The sequence below is a fragment of the Dyella terrae genome (assembly GCF_022394535.1).
In the GTDB taxonomy this organism is placed as follows: domain Bacteria; phylum Pseudomonadota; class Gammaproteobacteria; order Xanthomonadales; family Rhodanobacteraceae; genus Dyella.
In genome coordinates this window covers 2,657,800-2,676,569 of the sequence record NZ_CP089414.1, presented here as the reverse complement: position 1 = coordinate 2,676,569, position 18,770 = coordinate 2,657,800, and the positions used below count along the sequence as shown (strand labels likewise).

Sequence of the window (18,770 nt, the reverse complement as noted above, 5' to 3'; positions counted from 1 at the left end):
ATGTATGCCGCCTTTTTTTATGCCCGCCGTATAGCCACGATGCGATGCACCGACTTGCCCGAGGACTGGTTGGTGGCTGCCTCGTCGAGTGCCAGCGTGGTGCCTGCCAAGGCGGCTCGCACCAGCTGGGCATCGAACGCCGAATACAGGCGGCCTGCTGCGTCGCGCGCACTGTTGCCCTCGGTGACGCGCCAGCTCAGAAACAGCACGCCATTCGGCTTGAGTAGGTCCACCAAGCGGCGGCAGGCGTCGCCTACCTGCTCAGGTGACAAGTGCATGATCACCGTCTCGCAAAGCACGTTGTCGAAGTTGCCACGGGGAACGCCCGCCAATTCGGGCAGCTCGGCATGTTGAAAAGCGTAGGACGGGTACTGCGCGGCAGCCTCGGCCAGCAAGCCTTCCGACGCGTCATAACCGGTGGCAAGAAAGCCCTTGGCGTTCAACCAAGCCACGTCGCGTCCCGAGCCGCAGCCGATATCCGCCGTTACCCCGCCGGGCCGGAAATACTGCAGAAGCAGGGCGTAGAGATCATCCGGTGGCGGCTGGCCGGCCCACTCGCCGGCGTACTGTTGCGCGGCACGGGTGTAGGTGTCGATAGTCGTGCGATCCATGGCTACATCCCATCGGAAAGGGCGGCCAGTGTAGTCCCACGTATGCTGCGCCGCGTGCAGCGGTGCGCTGGGCGCACGCTGCACGCGTAGTGCTAGTACCTGTTATTTCGCCGCCTTCGCCTTCTTCTCTGCCTGTTCCTTCTTCCATTGCTGGTACTCCGCGAAATGCGGCATGTCACGCAGCACCTTGCTGTGCGGATCGATGACCACCAGCGTTCCGGTGGGCGCGGGAATTGAAGCATCGCCTCCCGTCATCGGCACCGTGACGAGCTTGTCGCCCACCTGCACCTCAACCGGCATCGGAAACGGCTTGTCATGGGGCACCTGCCAATGCAGGTGCAGCGTGTTGCCCTCCTGGCGGGTCACCAGCTTCGGCAGCGCCGCTTCGTACAGGTAGACATCGAAGAACCAGTGAAGATCACGGCCGCTGACCTGATTCACGATATCGATGTAGTCACGCGTAGTGGCGTAGTGCGGCGCAAAGTTGCCCGGCTTCGGGTCGGGGCGGCCGTACACCAGCCGGCGCACGGTTTCGAAGAAGGCCCGGTCGCCGATCATCTGCCGCAGCGTGTGCAGCATCAGCGAGCCCTTGTAGTAAATGTCATTGGCCGGGCCGTGCTCGGCGTCGTACACCTCATGCTCGAACTGGCTGCGGTCCGCCACGATGGGAAAAGCGTTCTTCACCATGCTGCGTTCGTTCTGCAGCATGGAGAAATACGGCATGTCGCCATAGAAGTGCTGGCCGTACAGCGGTTGCATATAGGTGCCGAAGCTCTCGTGCAGCCACATGTCGTCCCAATCGGCATTGGTCACCTGGTTGCCGAACCACTCATGCGAGAACTCGTGCTGCAGCAGCCAGTCGAAACCGTACTCGCTGCGGGGATAGCCGTTGCCATAAGCATTGATGGTCTGGTGTTCCATGCCCAGGTGCGGCGTTTCCACCACGCCCATCTTCTCGTCGCCGAACGGGTAGGGACCGATCTCCTGCTCGAAGAAATCGAGCATGCGTGGGAATTCGCTGAACAACTGCTTCGCCTGCACTTCATGGCCGCGCAGGTACCACATCTGCATCGGAATCGTATTGCCGTAGCGGCTGCGGTAGTCGCTCTTTAGTACTTCGAACGGACCGATGTTGATCGAGATGGCATACGTCGTCGGGTGTTTCGCACGCCAGTGATACGTGTGGGTGTCGCCGTGCTCCTTGATGTCCACCAGCACGCCGTTGCCCGGTGCGGCCAGCAACTTCGGCACGGTGACATAGGTATCGACAAGGTCAGGCTTGCCCTGCGGGTGATCGATGCACGGCCAGAACAGGTCGCAGCCTTCGCCTTCCACGGCCGTGGCTATCCACGGTTGCCCGTCGTCCGTATGGCTCCACACAAAGCCGCCGTCCCACGGTGCCTTCTTCGCGACGTGCGGCTTACCGCCGTAGTGGATCTCGACCACGGCCTTTCCATCCTTCACCAGCGGCTTGGGCAGCGTGATGCGCAGGCGTCCTTCCGGATTGCTCCATTGACCTTGCGACAGCGCCTTGCCGTCAACGGTCAACTCCGAAATGGTGAAGTGTGGATCCAGATCCAGCAGCAACACATCCGCCGGCTCGCGCGCAGTGAAGGTCAGGCGCGCCTCGGCATCCAGGCTTTGCTGAGCCAGGTCGACGCTGAAATGCAGTTCCGCATGATCGAAATTCACGCGCTGTTGCTCCACCGGAAGCTGCCCGCCAGAGCGCTGCGTCTGTTCGGTCAGCGGCGGCTGTTCTGGCGCGGGCTTGGCATCCTCGGCATGGGCGAGGGAGGCCAGCGCAGCGCAGAGGGCGAACGAGAGCAGGCGTGGTGTCGACATCGATGGGTCTCGATTGGATCAAACCGTCAGGATGACACCCCACGCCCGGTATCGTCATCGCCGGAAGTCATGGTGGGGCAGGGCAGCGCCCTATCCGTCCATCATGCAGTTGTGGCAAGGGTCGCGCTGCGCGCATGCTTGGTCAGGCCGTTCGTGTGTCGTCGCCGGAGACCGCTCATGGATACGCTGCAAAACCTCGCGTTGGCTGGCGGCCTGTCTTGGGCTAGCGGCTTTCGCCTTTACGCCACGGTATTCATCGCCGGCTTGCTCGGGCGGCTGGGTTATGTGCACTTGCCGGATGGCCTACAGATGCTGACCGACACGTGGGTGCTGGTGACGGCAGGCGTGCTGTCCCTTGGCGAATTCCTGGCCGACAAGGTTCCCGCGTTCGACAGCGTGTGGGATACCGTGCACACCTTCATCCGAGTGCCTGCCGGTGCCTTGCTTGCCTGGGGCGTGTTCCGTGATGCCGGCGCAGGCACGCAGTTAGCGGCGGCACTACTGGGCGGCACGCTGACGTCGGGCACGCATCTGGCTAAGACCGGCGGGCGGGCCTTGATCAACACCTCGCCGGAACCCTTCAGCAACTGGGGAGCTAGCGTCGGTGAAGACATTTCGTGGCTGGGCGGCATGTACTTGATGTGGCAGCACCCGGCCGTCTTCCTCGCACTGCTGGCGATCTTCGTGCTGTTCCTGTTGTGGCTGGTGCCGAAAATCCTGCGGGGCCTACGCGTGCTGGCGCGGCGGTTGCGCGGCGTAAACGCAGAATCGACCAGGTGATAGAGGGTCATGCAGTACGAATATGTTGCGCGATGGGCGCACGGTTGCGCACATTACGACGCATGACTCCTACCGATTCGCCCGAGCCATTCATCGTTCGCCCATCGCCCGGCCTGAGGCTGATGTCGTTGGTGGACGCGTTGACCGTCCTGCTGTTGATGGCTCTCGCCAGCATGATGGTCGCCGCCATGGCGCTCGCTGCTCCCGGCTCCGGCGATTGGTTCGGCTTGCTCGTGCTCGCCGCATTGGTCGCGGTGATGGCGTTCTATCGTGCCATCAAAGGGATTATCGAGCGTTCGCCCCTGGTGGTGGCGAAGGACGGTCGGGCCACCCGATGGCAACAGTCGTTGCCATTTGCGCAACCGCAGCGGGTGTCGTTGGAATACAAATACAAGCTGCGGTATCGCACGTTTATCGAGTACGGCAATGGACGTTTGCTCGCCAGGCTCGATCAAGCCGACACCCGGGCGGCTGAAGCCTTCGCCGTCGAACTGGCCGAATTCCTCGGCGTATCCGCTTACAAGAGCAACGACAGTGGGCAGAAGCCGCGCAAGCTGTCAAAGAAAGTGGCGTAACCGGATACATCGCCAGCGCCGCTGAGCGACGCCGGCCCGCGCCTCTGATCGAAGATCAGCGCTTATAGCGCTGCTGCAAGAACGCGAAGAACGCGCGCAGGCCGAGCGCTTCACCGCCGCGCGGCTTGCCCGGTCGATCCATATCGTTCCACGCATAGGTGTCCAGATGCAGCCACGGCGTGGTCTCCGGAACAAAGCGCTCCAGATACAGCGCCGCGGTGATCGCGCCGGCATGGCGTGACGCACCCGAATTGGCCATGTCGGCTAGATACGATTCCAGCATCTTGCGGTACGGACGCCACAGCGGCAGGCGCCACAGCGGATCGTTCACCGAGCGACCTGCGGCAATCACGCGATCGGCGGCATCGTCATTGTTGGCGAACAACGCGGGCAGATCCGGACCCAGCGCGATGCGCGCCGCGCCCGTGAGCGTGGCGAAATCGATGATCAATTCCGGCTTGTGCTCGCTCGCATACGTCAGCGCGTCGCACAGCACCAGGCGGCCTTCGGCGTCGGTGTTGTCCACCTCCACGGTGATGCCGGCGCGTGTGGTGATGACCTCGCCCGGTCGCATGGCCGCGCCCGACACCGCGTTCTCCACCGCGGGAATCAGCAACTGCAGGCGCACCGGCAGCTTCGCCTGCATGATCAGGCCGGCCAGCGCGATGGCATGCGCCGCGCCGCCCATGTCCTTCTTCATCCAGCGCATACCGTCGGCCGGCTTCAGGTCCAAACCGCCAGTGTCGAAGCACACGCCCTTGCCGACCACGGCAATCTTCGGATCGCTGCTCTTGCCCCAGGTCAGTTCCACCAGTCGCGGCGAGCGGTGGCTGGCACGGCCCACGGCGTGGATGGTGGGGAAATTGGCGTCGAGCAACTCGTCGCCCACCCACTCGCGCACCTTCGCTTTGTGCGTCTTGCCCAGCTGCTTCACCGCGTCGGCGAGATGCTTGGGACCCATGTCTTCTGTCGGCGTGTTCACCAGATCGCGCACCAGCGTGGTGGCTTCCACCAGTGGTTGCAGCGTGGCGAGATCGTCAGCGGCAATAGCCAACTTCGCCGGCGCGCGACGCGCCTTGCGATAGCGGGTGAACTCGTACGCGCCGAGCGCCCAGCCCAGCGTTGCCTGCAGCTTGTCCTTCAGCACGCCCTCGTCGGCGAGGTAATAAGTGGCCTCCGGCAGCGTGCGTGGCAGCGCACCTAAAGCGCTCACAGCATCGGTAGCGTCAACGCCTACCAGCACGCGTACCAGCTTGCCGCTTTCGTCAGGCAGCAGGGCGAACGTGCCCGGTGCTGCTTCAAAGCCAGACGCCGTCAGCCATTGGCGCTGCGCGGCAGTAAGGCGGCGTTTGGTGGCGGCGAGGTGCTGGGCGTCGGTGGTCTCGATGGCGATGCTGTGGCGATCGCCGGCCTTGCGTTCAATCAGGAAAGACATGAAGTTCCTTGCGCGGCACGGGCATGGGCCGCGTTGGCTGCGTGGTGATGCTTAATGATGCGCGCTTTTGGGGGCTGGGGCGAGGGTAGGACTCGGCTTCGCGCTCTACTCCCTCTCCGCTCCGGGGAGATGGTTGGGGTGAGGGGCGGGTGCTCGCCATATCGCTTCATCTGGGTCGCCATTCCGGCGAGGGTCTTCTGTATCGCTTGATTGTCGCGTTATCGCGATCTGGCCGCCTACGCGGCGGGCGTTTCGACCTCCTGCCGGAGGCCGAGTCACTTTTCTTTGCTGGCCCAAAGAAAAGTAACCCGAAGAAATGGCCTTCAAAGCTCCTGGTGCCGTGTTGAACACAAGCCTTGTAGCTTGAGGCATTCGGCACCGGGCGATCTTTTTAATGGGCGGTATGGCTACACCGCAGCCTGTGATGCGCAGAGGCGCTCTGCATTGCGTGGAATAGAAGCTCTGTAGGTTCCGGAGCCCGGATTGCGACAGGCGTAACGCCTACACACTGGGGCTACACCGCAACGCGCCGTGGCGGAGAGGGCTTAAAGCCGGGCTATCGCGATTGCAGCCTCAGCCCTGCGCTTCCAACCAATCCACCAGCGCTTTCATATCGCGCAAGTCGAGATCCGGTGCCGCACCCAATGCACCAGGCCATGGATGCCTCGCGCGGTTGATCCACGCTGTGCGCATTCCGGCTTCACGCGCGCCAACCACATCCAGTTCTGGGTCATCGCCCACGTGGAGGATGTCGGAAGGCTCCAGGCCCAGCTGCGCAGCAGCGGCGAGGAAAATGCGCGCATCGGGCTTGGGTGTGCCGGTGTCACGCGCGCTCACATGGTGCGCGAAGTGTTCGCGGATACCGATGCGGTCCAGGTCGGCATTGCCGTTGGTAAGGCTGACCACCGGCCAGCGCTCGGCAATGCGTTGCAAGGCGGGCAGGCTGTCAGGGTAGAGATCGACGCTGTTGCGCGCCGAAAAGTAGATCTCCCACAACGTTTCCAGCGGCGCCTCGTCGATGCCGCACGCGGTAAACGCGCGCTGCATGGTGATATGGCGTTGCGCAGTGAAGTCATGGGCGAGGTCGGTGCGCTCGGCGGCGACCTCGGCACGCAGCGCGCGCATGGCCGGGATGGGCCATGCGCGCGCGACGTCGGGATAGTGCTGGCGCAGGTACGCGTCCACCTCGCGGTCCGCACGCTCCAGGGCCGGCAGTACCGGCCACAGTGTGTCGTCCAGGTCGAGCGTCAGGGCGCGTATGCGCACGTGGGACAACAAGATCAGTTGCCGGTCACCTGCAGAACCTGACCCACCTTCACGTTGTCGCTCGGCAGGTGGTTCCAATCCTTCAGCTGCGCCACCGTCACCGAATACTTCTTGGCGATGGTGGACAGCGCGTCACCCTTGGCGACCGTGTAGGTCGAGCCAGCAGCAGCACCGCTGGCGGCAGTGTTTTCAGCGTTGCGGGCGGCCAGCGCCGACTTGCCGTCCGGCGCCTTATCGGCGGTCGGGGCGGCGGCTGCGTCGGCAGCTCCGGCAGTGGCACCGGCAGCAGCGCCCGGCAGGGTCGGACGCTGAGCTTCCGTCAACACCGGGTCGGCGACCACATCCGTCTTGATGCCGTTCTCGGCCAGCAGCTTCTCGCGGCGAGCCTTGTCGCCCTGGGCGAGCTGCGGCGCATCGACGTAGGGCACCAGGTGGTGTGCACGTGCCAGGCCCTTCACCTCATCGGTCAGCAGGAAATCCATGAAGGCGGAAATCTGCGCGGCCTTCGGGCTTTCCTTGTTGGTCACCAGGAACAGCGGGGTGTAGAGCAGATAGCTGCCATCGCTGACCGTAGCGAGGCTCGGGCTCACACCATCGATGCTGATCATGCGCACCTTGGTATTGCTGACCACGCCTGAAAGCGTGGTCACGCCCAGCGCGTTCGGATCGAGCGTCACGGCTTCTTCCAGCTTGGCCGTGTTCACGTAAAGGCGTGGCGCGGCGACCGGCTGGCTGCCACGGCCGAACACCAGTCGGCGCAGGCTGTATTCCACACCGTCGCCCGGGCTGGCCACGGCGTACAGGTCGATGGGTGCGTCCTTACCGCCGACGTCACGCCAGTTGGTGATCTTGCCCAGGTAAATGTCGTGCAGCTGCTTCACGGTCAGGTTGGGCACGCTGTTGGATGGGTGCGTCACCATCACCAGCGCGTCGAACGCCACCGGGGTAAACAGCAGATTGCTTTCCGCATCGTTTGAGCTGCTGCGAGCGCTGCCGGCGATATCAGCCAGGCCATGCTCTACGGCATCCAGGCCCGAGGCTGTGTTGAACGGCTGGACTTCGATACGCCCCTTGCCGCTCTTCTCGTATGCCTTGGCCACGTCGTCCACCACGCCACGCGCCGTAGCGTAGTCACCGCGCCACACCAGCGCCGGCGGCGGGGGAGTGGTGGGTTTCTTGGTGGACTTGCTGGTCTTGCCGGCGGCGAGTGCGCCAGAGGCTGCGCATGCGGAAAGCAGCGCAACAATGAGCAAACGGGAAAGGCGTTGTGACATGGCGGTGGAGAACCCCGAGATAATGATGATGGCGTTCGCGAGCCGCCTGGTATGGAAAACGGGCGCGCGTGCAGATGTAACCCTGCTATTTCATCCAGCTGACGGCCAAACCGCAAGCGTATTCATACGGTTGCATCGAGGAAAAGCGCGACCCCGGCCACGCATCGCCCGTTGCGTTCACGCCCCGTTAGTGGATATCGCACGGAAAGGCGAGTGTCGCAGGTTTGGGTGCGACGGGCTGGGGCGACCTGATGCGTCTCGCGACGAAGTGCAAAGTCACGTCATCCCGGCCTTCGCCGGGATGACGTAGAGGGAAAGCGAACGTCTTCGGCGAGCGAGGGCGAGCCACTTCAGGCCAGCAGATTCGCCCCATATTCCTCACCGTCATCCCGGCGAAGGCCAGGATCCAGTGACTTTGGCTCTTTGCATCAGAGCCCGCTCACCATCTCAACGAATCTCCACGTACCGCACCCCATCGTCACTCGCCACCACCAGCACCAACTGGCGCGGATTCACGCCAGCCAGTTGTTGCAGCGTGCGCAGATCGGGCACGCGCAGGTTGCCGACACCAATCACGATGTTATTCGCCTGCAGCCCCCCTTGCGCTGCGCGGCTGCCCGCGCGCACCGCACCCACGGCCACGCCGCGAATGCCCTGCGCGCGCTGGTTCTGCGAGAGCTCGCTGAAGGTCACACCGGCCAGCCGCGCGTCCAGCTTGCCGCCATCCACGGTGGCAAGCTTCTCCGGCACGAGCTTGGCGGTGACTTCGCGCGTAGCGCCGCCGCGCTGCACAGTCAGCTTTACCGCGCTGCCGATCGGCATCAGGCCTTCGGCGTTGCGCAGGTCCTGCGCGTTGCGCACCGGCTTGCCGTCGATGGCGATGATCACGTCGCCCATCTGGATGTCCGCACTGTCGGCGGCCGAACCCGTGGTAACGCGCGTCACCACCGCGCCGTTGTTGTCCTTCAGCCCCAGCACTTTGGCGATGCGCGGGGTGATGTCCTGCGTTTCCACGCCCAGGTTGCCGCGGTTCACCTTGCCGTTGGTGATCAGCTGCTGCATCACCTCGCCGCTGAGGTTGGTGGGGATGGCAAAGCCAATGCCCACGTTGCCGCCCGAGGGCGACAGGATCATCGTGTTGATGCCCACCAGCTCGCCACGCAGGTTCACCAGCGCGCCGCCGGAGTTGCCCGGGTTGATCGAGGCATCCGTCTGGATAAAGTTCTGGAAGCCCGTGCCGCCCAGGCCCGAACGGCTCAGTGCAGACACAATGCCCGAGGTCACCGTCTGCCCGAGCCCAAACGGGTCGCCCACCGCCACCACAAAATCACCCACGCGCAGCGTGCTGGAATCGGCCATCGGCAACGCCTGCAAGCCCGTCGCTTCGATCTTCACCACCGCCACGTCGGTATCCGGGTCGGTGCCTACCAGCTTGCCCTTGAAGTCGCGGCCGTCTTGCAGTGTCACCGTGATGTCGTCCGCGCCGCCCACCACGTGGTTATTGGTGAGGATGTAACCCTTTGCCGCGTCCACGATCACGCCTGAGCCCAGGCTCTGCTCCACGCGCGAACGCGGCGAACCCTGCAGGCCGAAAAACTGGCGGAACACCGGATCGTCAAAGAACGGATCGCGCACCTGCACGCGCGTCTTGGTGGAAATGTTCACCACCGCTGGCGTCACTTTTTCCAGCATCGGCGCCAGCGACGGTAGCGGTTGCCCATCCACCGTAGGCGGCAGAGTTGCGTGGCTGACCAAGGGCGTTGCGGCGACCAGCACAAATGCGGCGGCAGCCAACCGGCGGACGAAACGGGCAGACATGGAAGCTCCTTTTTCACGAATGGAATCGATCGTCGTTCGACTCATCGCGGCGTCACCGGTTCCGCAGCCGCCGCCATGACGAAATTACTTTACTTCGGCAAAGGGCAGGGGTAACTTTCACCTTCGTTCGCGACCACAACATCTTGTGTGACAAGGCAGGGTGTTTACCCAAGAGCTGGTGTCACGGGACTCTCCCGGGGGAGAGGGTTACCGGGTCGGGCAGGGAACGCGGGCATCGGCGTAAGCGCGGGCGTTCGTGTCCCTCGTCCTCCGATGCGAGCGGTTTTGCCGAGTAGAACAACGCCAACACGGGGCCGTGAGGCCATGCCGGGAGGTCAGGAAGCCGATGAGCACCATGCGTGCACCAGCCGTAAACCGCGATGCCGCCGCCATTCCGCTGCAGCCTGCGTCCTACGACATCTGGGACAAGAAGTACCGCCTGAAGGCTAAGTCGGGCGCGCCGGTCGACGGTAGCGTCGACGAAACCTACCAGCGCGTCGCCCGCGCACTGTCCGACGTGGAAGCCACGCCGGAACTGCGCGAACACTGGAACGAACGCTTCCTGTGGGCGCTGCGTCGCGGTGCCATTCCCGCCGGCCGCATCACCTCCAACGCAGGCGCGCTGGCACACAAGCCGGCGACCTCCACCATCAACTGCACCGTGTCCGGCACCATCCTGGACTCCATGGACAACATCCTGGATAAAGTGCACGAGGCGGGCCTCACGCTGAAAGCCGGCTGCGGCATCGGCTACGAATTCTCCACGCTGCGTCCGCGCGGCGCGTACGTGTCGGGTGCGGGTGCGTACACCTCCGGCCCGCTGTCCTTCATGGATATCTACGACAAGATGTGCTTCACCGTCTCCTCCGCTGGCGGTCGCCGCGGTGCGCAGATGGGCACGTTCGACGTCAGCCATCCCGACGTGAAGGAATTCATCCGCGCCAAGCGCGAAGACGGCCGCCTGCGCCAGTTCAACCTGTCCCTGCTCATCACCGACGGCTTCATGCAGGCGGTAGAGCACGACCACGACTGGCCGTTGGTATTCCCCGTACACGTCAAGGAAAAGGACGAGGTCGACCTCAACGACCCCGCCACCATCGTGTGGCGCGAGTGGCCCACCCACGAAAACTACGTGGAGCGCGAAGACGGCCTGGTGGCCTGCAAGATCTACGGCCACATCCGCGCGCGCCACCTGTGGGACATGATCATGGTGTCCACCTATGACTTCGCCGAGCCGGGTTTCATCCTGATCGACAAGGTCAACGAGATGAACAACAACTGGTGGTGCGAACACATCCGCGCCACCAACCCCTGCGGCGAACAGCCGCTGCCGCCCTACGGCTCCTGCCTGCTGGGCTCGGTGAACCTGACCACCTTCGTACGCGATCCCTTCGGCCCCAAGGCCCGCTTCGACTGGGACGAATACCGCGAAGTAGTCAAAGTGTTCACCCGCATGCTCGACAACGTGGTGGAGATCAACGGCCTGCCGCTGGAACAGCAGCGCCACGAGATCCTCTCCAAGCGCCGCCACGGCATGGGCTTCCTGGGCCTCGGCTCCACCATCACCATGCTCAAGATGCGCTACGGCTCCGCCGAGTCCGTCGCCTTCACCGAAGAAGTCTCCCGCGACATGGCCGTGGCCGGCTGGGAAGTCGCGCTGGAACTCGCCAAGGAAAAGGGCGTGGCGCCCGTGCTCGCCTGCGACTACACCGTCACCGGCGACATGCTGCGCAAGCGCCCGGAAATGGTCGCCGACGGCTACAAAGTGGGTGATTCCATCCCCGGTCGCGTGCTCCACGCCAAGTACAGCCGCTACATGCAGCGCGTAGCCAGCGTGGCGCCCAACCTGGTCGAGCAGCTCGCCGAAACCGGCGCGCGCTTCACCCACCACAGCTCCATCGCGCCCACCGGCACCATCTCCCTGTCGCTGGCCAACAACGCCAGCAACGGCATCGAGCCCAGCTTCGCCCATCACTATTCGCGCAACGTGATCCGCGAAGGCCGCAAGACCAAGGAAAAGGTAGAGGTCTACAGCTACGAGCTGCTGGCCTACCGCGCCTTGATCAACGCCGAAGCCGTGCCCTTTACCGACGACCCCAAGTTCAAGCTGCCCGATTACTTCGTGGCCGCCGACGACATCTCGCCCAAAGAGCACGTCGACATCCAGGCCGCCTCGCAGTTGTGGATCGACTCGTCCATCTCCAAGACGGCGAACGTGCCCACCGACTACCCCTACGAAGACTTCAAAGACATCTACTTCTACGCCTATAAACAAGGCTTGAAGGGATGCACCACCTTCCGCTTCAACCCCGCTGCGTTCCAGGGCGTGCTCGTCAAAGAAGCCGATCTTGAGAACACCCACTACCGCTTCGAATTAGAGGACGGTAGTGTTGTCGAACTGAAAGGCAACGAAGAAGTGGAGTACGACGGCGAAATGCACACAGCCGCCAATTTGTTCGATGCCTTGAAGGAAGGGTATTACGGAAAGTTCTAAACTATGCGCCGGTGCCTGCCTGCAGACACCGACCCACTGCCAAGAGCAATACCGAATATCCGGTGGCAAGGCTCAACATAAGTTCCAAAATCCACGTCGGAGGGGAATACCCGCATGTCCATCGATACCGAGTTTGAAGTGAACGAAGAAACCGTAACGGTCGTAGAAGCGCCGGTCGAGGTTCCCGTGGTCGAAGTGACCCCGGCAGCCGCCCCCAAGAAGGCTCGTGCCAAGAAGAAGGTGGCTGCGGCCAAGAAGGCAGCTCCGGCCAAGAAAGCCGCCAAGAAGGCGGTGAAGAAGGCCGCTGCCAAGAAGGCCGTCAAGAAGACGGTGAAGAAGGCTGCCGCCAAGAAGGCCGTCAAGAAGACCGTGAAAAAGGCTGCCGCCAAGAAGACCGTGAAGAAAGCGGTCAAGAAGGCTGCTGCCAAGAAGGTCGCCAAGAAGGCGGTGAAGAAAGCCGCCATCAAGAAGGTTGCCAAGAAGAAAGCGGTGAAGAAGGCCGCTGCCAAGAAGGTCGGCCGCAAGGTCGCCAAGAAGGCAGTGCGCAAGGTCGCCGCCAAAAAGGCTGTTCGTAAGGTCAGCAGCAAAAAGACGGCCAAGAAGGCCGCAGTCAAGAAGACGGCCCGCAAGGCCGCCGGTAAGAAGACCGCCGCCAAGGCGGTCAAGAGGTCCACTGCCAGCAAGAAGGCGAGCGTGAAGAAGGCCGTCCGCAAGGTCGCCAAGAAGTCCGCACGCCGTAAGTAAGTCGTAAAACGGTCCGGCCCGGCGTGCAAACGCCGGGCCGGTCTGTTCCGAAGTAGCCATCAAGACCGGGCACCCTCTCAGTCCCGTCATTCCTGCGAAGGCAGGAATCCAGTGCCCTTACCGCTCTGGACCTCGAGTCTCCGCTGAGATCTTGGTTTTGCCAGCCACTTCAAGCTGATGCGTGCCGCCAATCACTTCAAAAGAAGCACACACCATGGCGATCAAGATCGAAAAGAAGATCAAGGGCTACAACGTCGTCAAGCCCGAAGACAAAGCCGCGTCCGCCGCTGCACCCGCCGCCCAGCCGGCCGCTTCCAAAGAAGCGCCCAAGGCGGAAGTCATCCAGATGCACGAGAGCCTGGAGCGTCCCGAGACGCTTGTCGGCTCCACCTACAAGATCAAATCACCGCTGTTCGAGCATGCGTTGTACGTCACCGTCAACGACATCGTGCTCAACGCCGGCACCCAGTACGAACAGCGCCGTCCCTTCGAGATCTTCATCAACTCGAAGAACATGGACCACTTCCAGTGGATCGTGGCGCTCACCCGCATCCTCTCCGCCGTATTCCGCAAAGGCGGCGACGTCACCTTCCTGGTGGAAGAGATGAAGGCTGTGTTCGACCCGCGCGGCGGCTACTTCAAAGCCGGCGGCGTCTACATGCCGAGCATCGTCGCCGAGATCGGCGGGGTGATCGAGCAACACATGAAGACTATCGGCCTCATCCACGATCCGGAAATGGATGAGTCCACACGCAAGCTCATTGCCGAAAAGCGAGCTGCTTACGAGGCCGCTGCCAACGGTAAGAGCGCTGTACCTGCTGCTGCTGAAGCCAAGTCCGAATCCGCCACCGGCTTCCCGCCCGGCGCCACCCTTTGCGTCAAGTGCAACACCCAGGCGCTGGTGCTGATGGATGGGTGCCAGACTTGTTTGAATTGTGGGTATAGCAAGTGCGGCTGAATAAGTAGTTTTCTGCGATATGGTGATAATTGAGGGCGGCAAATTGTGCCGCCCTTTTTTGTTAATGAAAAATAGCGGTCTTAGTGATTTTAAATTAGGGGCGGGTGAAGATAACGGGGGCAGGTTCACTTCTCACCTGTGCGGAGGTGAACCTGAGCCCATTTGTCAGTTGTTTTTTTGAGAGAAGGCACTCTGATTTTCTTTCGCCTTTTCTTCGAAGGCATATTGGGCCGCCTTTCGCGACTAGCGGAAATGGACCGGCCTGTTCTTTTGAAGCGAACTCTGCCGTAAGGCAAATTGCGCAGGCATCGGAGCCTTGCTTACGATGAGCCGGGGATTCGGGAGGGGCTGTGATGCCAAAGTTTGTGCAGGGATTGACCGTCGCGCTCGTGGTGACGGTGGGCGGTTTGGCTTGGCGTTTGATCTATCTTCACTACGCCACGGAAACCATCACCCATACGCTAAACGATTTCTCGCAGCAGCAGCTTGAGATCGCGCGGCAGCAGCAAGAGCGGTTGCTGGCGGGACAACGGGCTCGTCAGCAGCAAGTGATGGCCGAAGCAGAGCAACGTCGCCTGGCATTGCAGCTCGCCCCAGATGAGCAGTGCATCGGTGGCACTGTCATTCAGGTCAAAGGAAGCGTCTATACCCAGATTGCTGGTGCTGGTGGCAAGCCTCAGGCTTGCGCCGGCCGTCAGCGATTAGATGGCCAGCAGCGGTTGTGAGCAGAACTCGGAAGGCAAAACGAAAACAGGGGTCAGAGTGCACTTTTCGGGACGAGAACGGAGTGCTTTCCTTCGATCAAAGAGCTCAAGGTCTCTTTCTCGAGCTTTTCGCACCGTCTAAGACAAGGGGCCATATGAAGTCCGCCAAACGAGCTGGAATTGCGCTGACCTGTTGCGCGGTTTTCGCAGCCCTCATTTACGTGCCGACAGCTAGATCCGCGGAAGCTCCAGTTCGTCCACTTACCTACACCCAGTTGAACGCCATGGCCCAGATCATGGACGTGACGACCGATGGTTCCCAGTACAACGACGCGCTTATGCAAAGCTCCGCCTTGGCCAGCCTCAAAGATGCGTTGCGCAAATGCCTTGGCTCCTCTCCCAGCGACAACACTCCTGAGTTCACGGTTGTGGCTTTGGTTTCCGCAGACGGGCTGCCTTCGAACGTGTTCGTTGCACCCCAGAACGAGCTGACTACGTGCTTTGCGCACACCCTTGAGCACGCGACGTTGCCTCCGTGGAGTGGCTCTCGGCCTTTCGCAATGGCGATCAGATTCAATGCACAATCTGGAAAGACAAGCTTGCCTTTCCGTACCTCCGGGCCACCTGTTGCACCACCACCTCCGATCGCTGCGCCAGTCAACGGGGGCGTCGGGAGCCTAAGGTAGTTATTTAGCTAGCCAGCCGGGTCAGGTTCACTGCTTGGCTGGCGCAAAGGCATCAAATAGGAAGAAGGGAGCGAGTGCTCACCTCACGCCCTCATTGCAGCGAGAATCTTGGAAGGCGCATGAACATCGCTGAATTCAAGTATCACTTCGAGAAGCCTATTCAAGTGTTACTCAACTGGCAGCTTCTCAGTCCGTCGAATCCAAGCATCAGACTGCAACAGCTTCAGTTGCCGGGAGATGCCAATCGCATCTTTACTCCGTGGTACCTCGATGGCAGCGACGTAGCCTGTGACTATTTCGATCACGGTGCCGTGCCGCAGAACGTTTCATCAGCGGCTCAAAGCGAAGCACTCGAGAAACGCCACCGATTTCACTACCAGGAAGGAGCGCCGACCGTAGTGGTGGCTCCGGCCTATGGCCTTCCGGACGGAGGCGTACTTCTCTTGGATGGGAATCACCGCGTGGTCAGTGCATATCTCGGGGGCGTGAATCTCCTTCTTATGGCTTTTGTCATTGAAGGTCCGCTCGACGCGCAAATTCTTCCCGATCTTGTGCACTGGGCTTAGCGCAGCAGCGAAACCAAAAGGGGAGGGCAGAGTGCTTTTCTGAGAGAAATGTACTTCGCCCCTTTTCCACTGCCTCTTCTCTGAAACACGTTGCTTCGTCAGTTGAAGTGGCATGCGGGCGGCGACCTCTTTCTGATCGTGCGTCGTCGGCAGTCCACTAGCCATTACTTACGACTTAGGGCCTAGCGACACCCCAGGGCTTTCCTTCGATACTCGGCTGGCGTTGGGGCGCACCCACGCCTCCCGTGGGTGCATGCACCGAGAGGGGCTGCTGCTATGACGTTCGATGGGTCCTTGCTTCAGTACGGGCTGCCCGGGCTTGCGCTGGGCCTAGTCGGGGGCATCATTACCGGCATCATCGGCAAGCGCGTCACCGAGCAGCAACACGCCACGCTAAGAACTTGCCTGAAGTACGCCGTCATCCTGCTGATAGTGTGTGCGGTGGCGGGTGCCTTCAGCTCTGTGCTCGATTACCTCAAAGGGGAGCACAACCCGCGCATCACCATTTCGGTGGAGGTCAAGCCAGACCTGGAAGGGCTAGTTTCGAATTCGGCGCCGCTGATCGAAACCCACCTGACGCCCAAACCCACCGGCAATCTGGTGGATGTCTCGCCGGATGGGCCCGATAGCGTGGTGAAGGTGAATGTGGCCAAGCTGGGCGACTATCTGAAGCAGCTGAAAACCGACAACGACCAGTTGCATGCACAGGTCACGACCAATGCTGTGGCCAACAGCGACCGGGCGAAGTTGTTCGCGGCGATAGTCCCCACGCCACCCTCTGTAAAGAGCAGCATCGATAAAGTGTTTGCCTCGGCGCAGCCCGCCGCCGCAGCGGACACGGTCTGTCGTGAGCGCAATCAGGCGCAATGCGGCTGGGCCAAGCTGGCCACGGGTGATGTCCAGGCAGCGAGCGCATCGTTCACGGAGGCCGTGTCCGACAGCTCGCTTCCACACGACCAAGTAGCATCGGCCACTAGTGGGCTCGGCTACACCAAGCTCACCGAGGGCAAGACTGCCGAGGCGGCATCACTGATCAAACAGGCGGCCGCTGCCGGAGACCTTGGCGCTACCAAGCAACTCAATGCGGTCCAAGAGGCCAGCAAGTCAAAATAGGCGTTGGCGCGGCCAAGGAACCCCGGGTCAGAGTGCACTTTTTTCACCGCTGCGTAGCGAGAAGCAGCCTTCAGCGCAGCTGTCCCACGCTTGCACCCGTGAACCCCTGCGCCACCATCCACGTATAGAACGCATCGATCCACTGGTCACTGGTCGTGCCCTGCTGCTTCATGCCAAAGCCGTGCCCGCCCGCGCTATAGATATGCGCTTCGGGCTTGTTGCCAGCAGCAAGCAATGCACCGTAGAACTTGGCGACGTCATCTCGTGCCATCGGATCGTCCTGTGCCCAGGCCATGAACATCGGTGGCAGTTTGGCGGGGATGTTGGGCATGCGTCCGAACGGTGCGCCGTAGATGAGTGCGGCGAAGTTGGGGCGGGTGCTGGCGTCGTCTTGTAGTAGCACTTCGCTCGCCAGCATGCCGCCGGCGGAGAAGCCGACGATGCCCATTTTGTCGGGTGCCACGTGCCATTCGGCGGCGTGCTGGCGGACGAGCTTGATGGCCTGGATGCCATCGGCGATGCCGTACTTCGCTGCCGCATCCATATCCATGTTTGCCGGAATGCCGGGTAGGCGCTTCTCCATCGTGCGGTACTTGAGCACGAAGGCGGCGATGCCCTTGCTTTGCAGCCAGCGCGCAACGTCGTTGCCCTCCCGGTCGATGGCCAGCGCCACAAACGCGCCACCGGGTGCGATAACCACACCTGCGCCCGTGGCTTTGCCGGGCTCAGGCAGATAAGCGGTGAGGGTCGGCTCAACAACGTTGATGATCACCGTGCCGACCGGCGTGTTCTTCTCCACTTGTTCCTTCTGCGTCCAGTGCTCCGAGCCGGGCGCCACGCCGGGCCACAGCTTCACGGTTTGAGCGTGGCTGGCCAGGGTCGCCAGGAGCATCAGCGCGAGGGTTGGAGATCGCCACATATCGTTGCTCTCCGATCATGCGGGTAAGCAGGTGGCCGTCATTGTTTCCCGCGCGTGTGTTTGCAGCGTGATCCCGTAGGACGCCGAAACGGGGCGAGTGCACTTTGTGGAAGACGGCTCAGCCGTTGCCTTGTCGTGGCAATGAGATGTGCGAAGCCCAGAAAAGGAAATGGGCGGCCCTTGCGTGGCCGCCCATCTGTCCATCCAGCCATGTTCAGTAGGCTGTTGGTGCTCCGCCAGCAGGGCGGTCGCTTGCTCTAGGGGGTCATCTATATGACTCAGGAGCAGGGTCAGATTAAGCGATCAATTGTTGTATCCCCATCAGGGGAATCTTTAGAAGTTGTGAAAATCGGGCGGTAGTAGAAAAAAGCTGCGGTCGCAGCTGACTACTCGGCAAGCCGTGCCCTCAACTCGAGCAGATTCGCCTGTCGTCCTGATTCTTCGACTCTGCACGTGGGTGCCTGGTACTCGGGAATCTGCAGTCCGTCGATGGTGTTGGCGCAGCGGTCGTTGCGGAACTGTATCCAGCGGAGCTCCTCTGCTTTGAGCTTGGCCTGGCGCTCGGGATCCAGCCTCACCATGAGTGCGGCATAAGCGTCGTTGAGGCGCTTGTCCTGATAAACGAGCTCCGCTCGCGCGCACGCCACTATGGCGGCAGTATCGTCGCTGGCTTTGCTCAAGCAAGCGTCGTAGCTAGGGTGCAGGCCGTATACATGGGACATGTCGGCGCCATAGGTGTCTGCCGCCGCCGAGGGGCTGAGTACGACGGCGGGGATCAGCAAAGCACAGAGTAGAAGCGTTGGCTTCAATGACACGGGTATCCCTTCCATGGTGCTGAACGTGGCAGGACCTTACTGGCAGGCTGGTGTGCCGGCAATCGCTGGGTCGGTAGAGCAAACAAACGGCAGGGTGCTTTCCTTCAGAGTGGAGTACGTTGCCCAGTTCAGTTCCGCGACCCATCCTGCACCCTTTCCTAAGTCGCGTG

At 61.9% G+C, this 18,770-nt stretch carries 16 protein-coding genes; 8 read left to right on the top strand and 8 right to left on the bottom strand.

The features are described from left to right. Positions 1-17: 17 nt before the first annotated feature. Both DYST_RS11585 and DYST_RS11580 read right to left on the bottom strand, forming a co-directional pair. Entirely contained in the window at positions 18-611 is a 594-nt protein-coding gene (locus DYST_RS11585; protein WP_239952024.1) for a class I SAM-dependent methyltransferase, read from the bottom strand. Positions 612-713: 102 nt separating this feature from the next. After that, entirely contained in the window at positions 714-2,453 is a 1,740-nt protein-coding gene (locus DYST_RS11580; protein ID WP_239952022.1) for a M1 family metallopeptidase, read from the bottom strand. 177 nt (positions 2,454-2,630) lie between these two features. Here DYST_RS11580 and DYST_RS11575 point away from each other — a divergent pair, with 177 nt between their 5' ends. Together DYST_RS11575 and DYST_RS11570 are read left to right on the top strand one after the other, a co-directional pair. Beyond that, complete coding sequence (locus tag DYST_RS11575) at positions 2,631-3,233, top strand: DUF4126 domain-containing protein (protein WP_239952020.1); 603 nt, start codon at positions 2,631-2,633, stop codon at positions 3,231-3,233. Between the two features lie 62 nt (positions 3,234-3,295). Next, on the top strand, positions 3,296-3,808 hold the full coding sequence (locus DYST_RS11570; RefSeq protein WP_239952018.1) for a hypothetical protein: 513 nt from the start codon (positions 3,296-3,298) through the stop codon (positions 3,806-3,808). Positions 3,809-3,863: 55 nt separating this feature from the next. Here DYST_RS11570 and DYST_RS11565 read toward each other — a convergent pair whose 3' ends face one another. From DYST_RS11565 to DYST_RS11550, 4 genes are all read right to left on the bottom strand, one after another. Beyond that, the gene (locus tag DYST_RS11565; protein WP_239952016.1) at positions 3,864-5,243 is read right to left on the bottom strand and encodes a leucyl aminopeptidase family protein; all 1,380 of its coding nucleotides are present in this window, start codon (positions 5,241-5,243) and stop codon (positions 3,864-3,866) included. 573 nt (positions 5,244-5,816) lie between these two features. Then, positions 5,817-6,509, bottom strand: coding sequence for an HAD family hydrolase (locus DYST_RS11560; protein WP_343214875.1), 693 nt, complete (start codon positions 6,507-6,509; stop codon positions 5,817-5,819). A 14-nt stretch (positions 6,510-6,523) separates the two neighbouring features. Continuing rightward, positions 6,524-7,783, bottom strand: coding sequence for a LysM peptidoglycan-binding domain-containing protein (locus tag DYST_RS11555; RefSeq protein ID WP_239952013.1), 1,260 nt, complete (start codon positions 7,781-7,783; stop codon positions 6,524-6,526). A 447-nt stretch (positions 7,784-8,230) separates the two neighbouring features. Beyond that, a complete protein-coding gene (locus tag DYST_RS11550) occupies positions 8,231-9,601 on the bottom strand; it encodes a Do family serine endopeptidase (RefSeq protein WP_239952012.1) in 1,371 nt (456 codons plus the stop codon). 346 nt (positions 9,602-9,947) lie between these two features. Here DYST_RS11550 and DYST_RS11545 point away from each other — a divergent pair, with 346 nt between their 5' ends. The 6 genes from DYST_RS11545 to DYST_RS11520 all read left to right on the top strand — a co-directional run bounded on the left by DYST_RS11545 (position 9,948) and on the right by DYST_RS11520 (position 16,866). Beyond that, positions 9,948-12,095: an adenosylcobalamin-dependent ribonucleoside-diphosphate reductase gene (locus tag DYST_RS11545; protein ID WP_239952010.1), complete on the top strand. Its 2,148-nt coding sequence runs from the start codon at positions 9,948-9,950 to the stop codon at positions 12,093-12,095. 114 nt (positions 12,096-12,209) lie between these two features. Beyond that, on the top strand, positions 12,210-12,839 hold the full coding sequence (locus DYST_RS11540) for a histidine biosynthesis protein HisIE (RefSeq protein ID WP_239952008.1): 630 nt from the start codon (positions 12,210-12,212) through the stop codon (positions 12,837-12,839). 214 nt (positions 12,840-13,053) lie between these two features. Then, positions 13,054-13,797: an NrdJb gene (locus tag DYST_RS11535; RefSeq protein ID WP_239952006.1), complete on the top strand. Its 744-nt coding sequence runs from the start codon at positions 13,054-13,056 to the stop codon at positions 13,795-13,797. A gap of 353 nt (positions 13,798-14,150) precedes the next feature. Then, positions 14,151-14,522, top strand: coding sequence for a hypothetical protein (locus DYST_RS11530; RefSeq protein WP_239952004.1), 372 nt, complete (start codon positions 14,151-14,153; stop codon positions 14,520-14,522). Between the two features lie 784 nt (positions 14,523-15,306). Continuing rightward, positions 15,307-15,753 carry a hypothetical protein gene (locus tag DYST_RS11525; protein WP_239952003.1) on the top strand — a complete coding sequence of 149 codons (447 nt, stop codon included), beginning with the start codon at positions 15,307-15,309 and terminating at the stop codon, positions 15,751-15,753. Between the two features lie 276 nt (positions 15,754-16,029). Next, a complete protein-coding gene (locus DYST_RS11520; protein ID WP_239952002.1) occupies positions 16,030-16,866 on the top strand; it encodes a hypothetical protein in 837 nt (278 codons plus the stop codon). Between the two features lie 70 nt (positions 16,867-16,936). On the opposite strand, the gene DYST_RS11515 is transcribed toward DYST_RS11520, so the two are convergent. Together DYST_RS11515 and DYST_RS11510 are read right to left on the bottom strand one after the other, a co-directional pair. Continuing rightward, positions 16,937-17,785: an alpha/beta hydrolase gene (locus DYST_RS11515; RefSeq protein WP_239952001.1), complete on the bottom strand. Its 849-nt coding sequence runs from the start codon at positions 17,783-17,785 to the stop codon at positions 16,937-16,939. Positions 17,786-18,171: 386 nt separating this feature from the next. Then, entirely contained in the window at positions 18,172-18,600 is a 429-nt protein-coding gene (locus tag DYST_RS11510; RefSeq protein WP_239952000.1) for a lysozyme inhibitor LprI family protein, read from the bottom strand. Positions 18,601-18,770 lie beyond the last annotated feature (170 nt).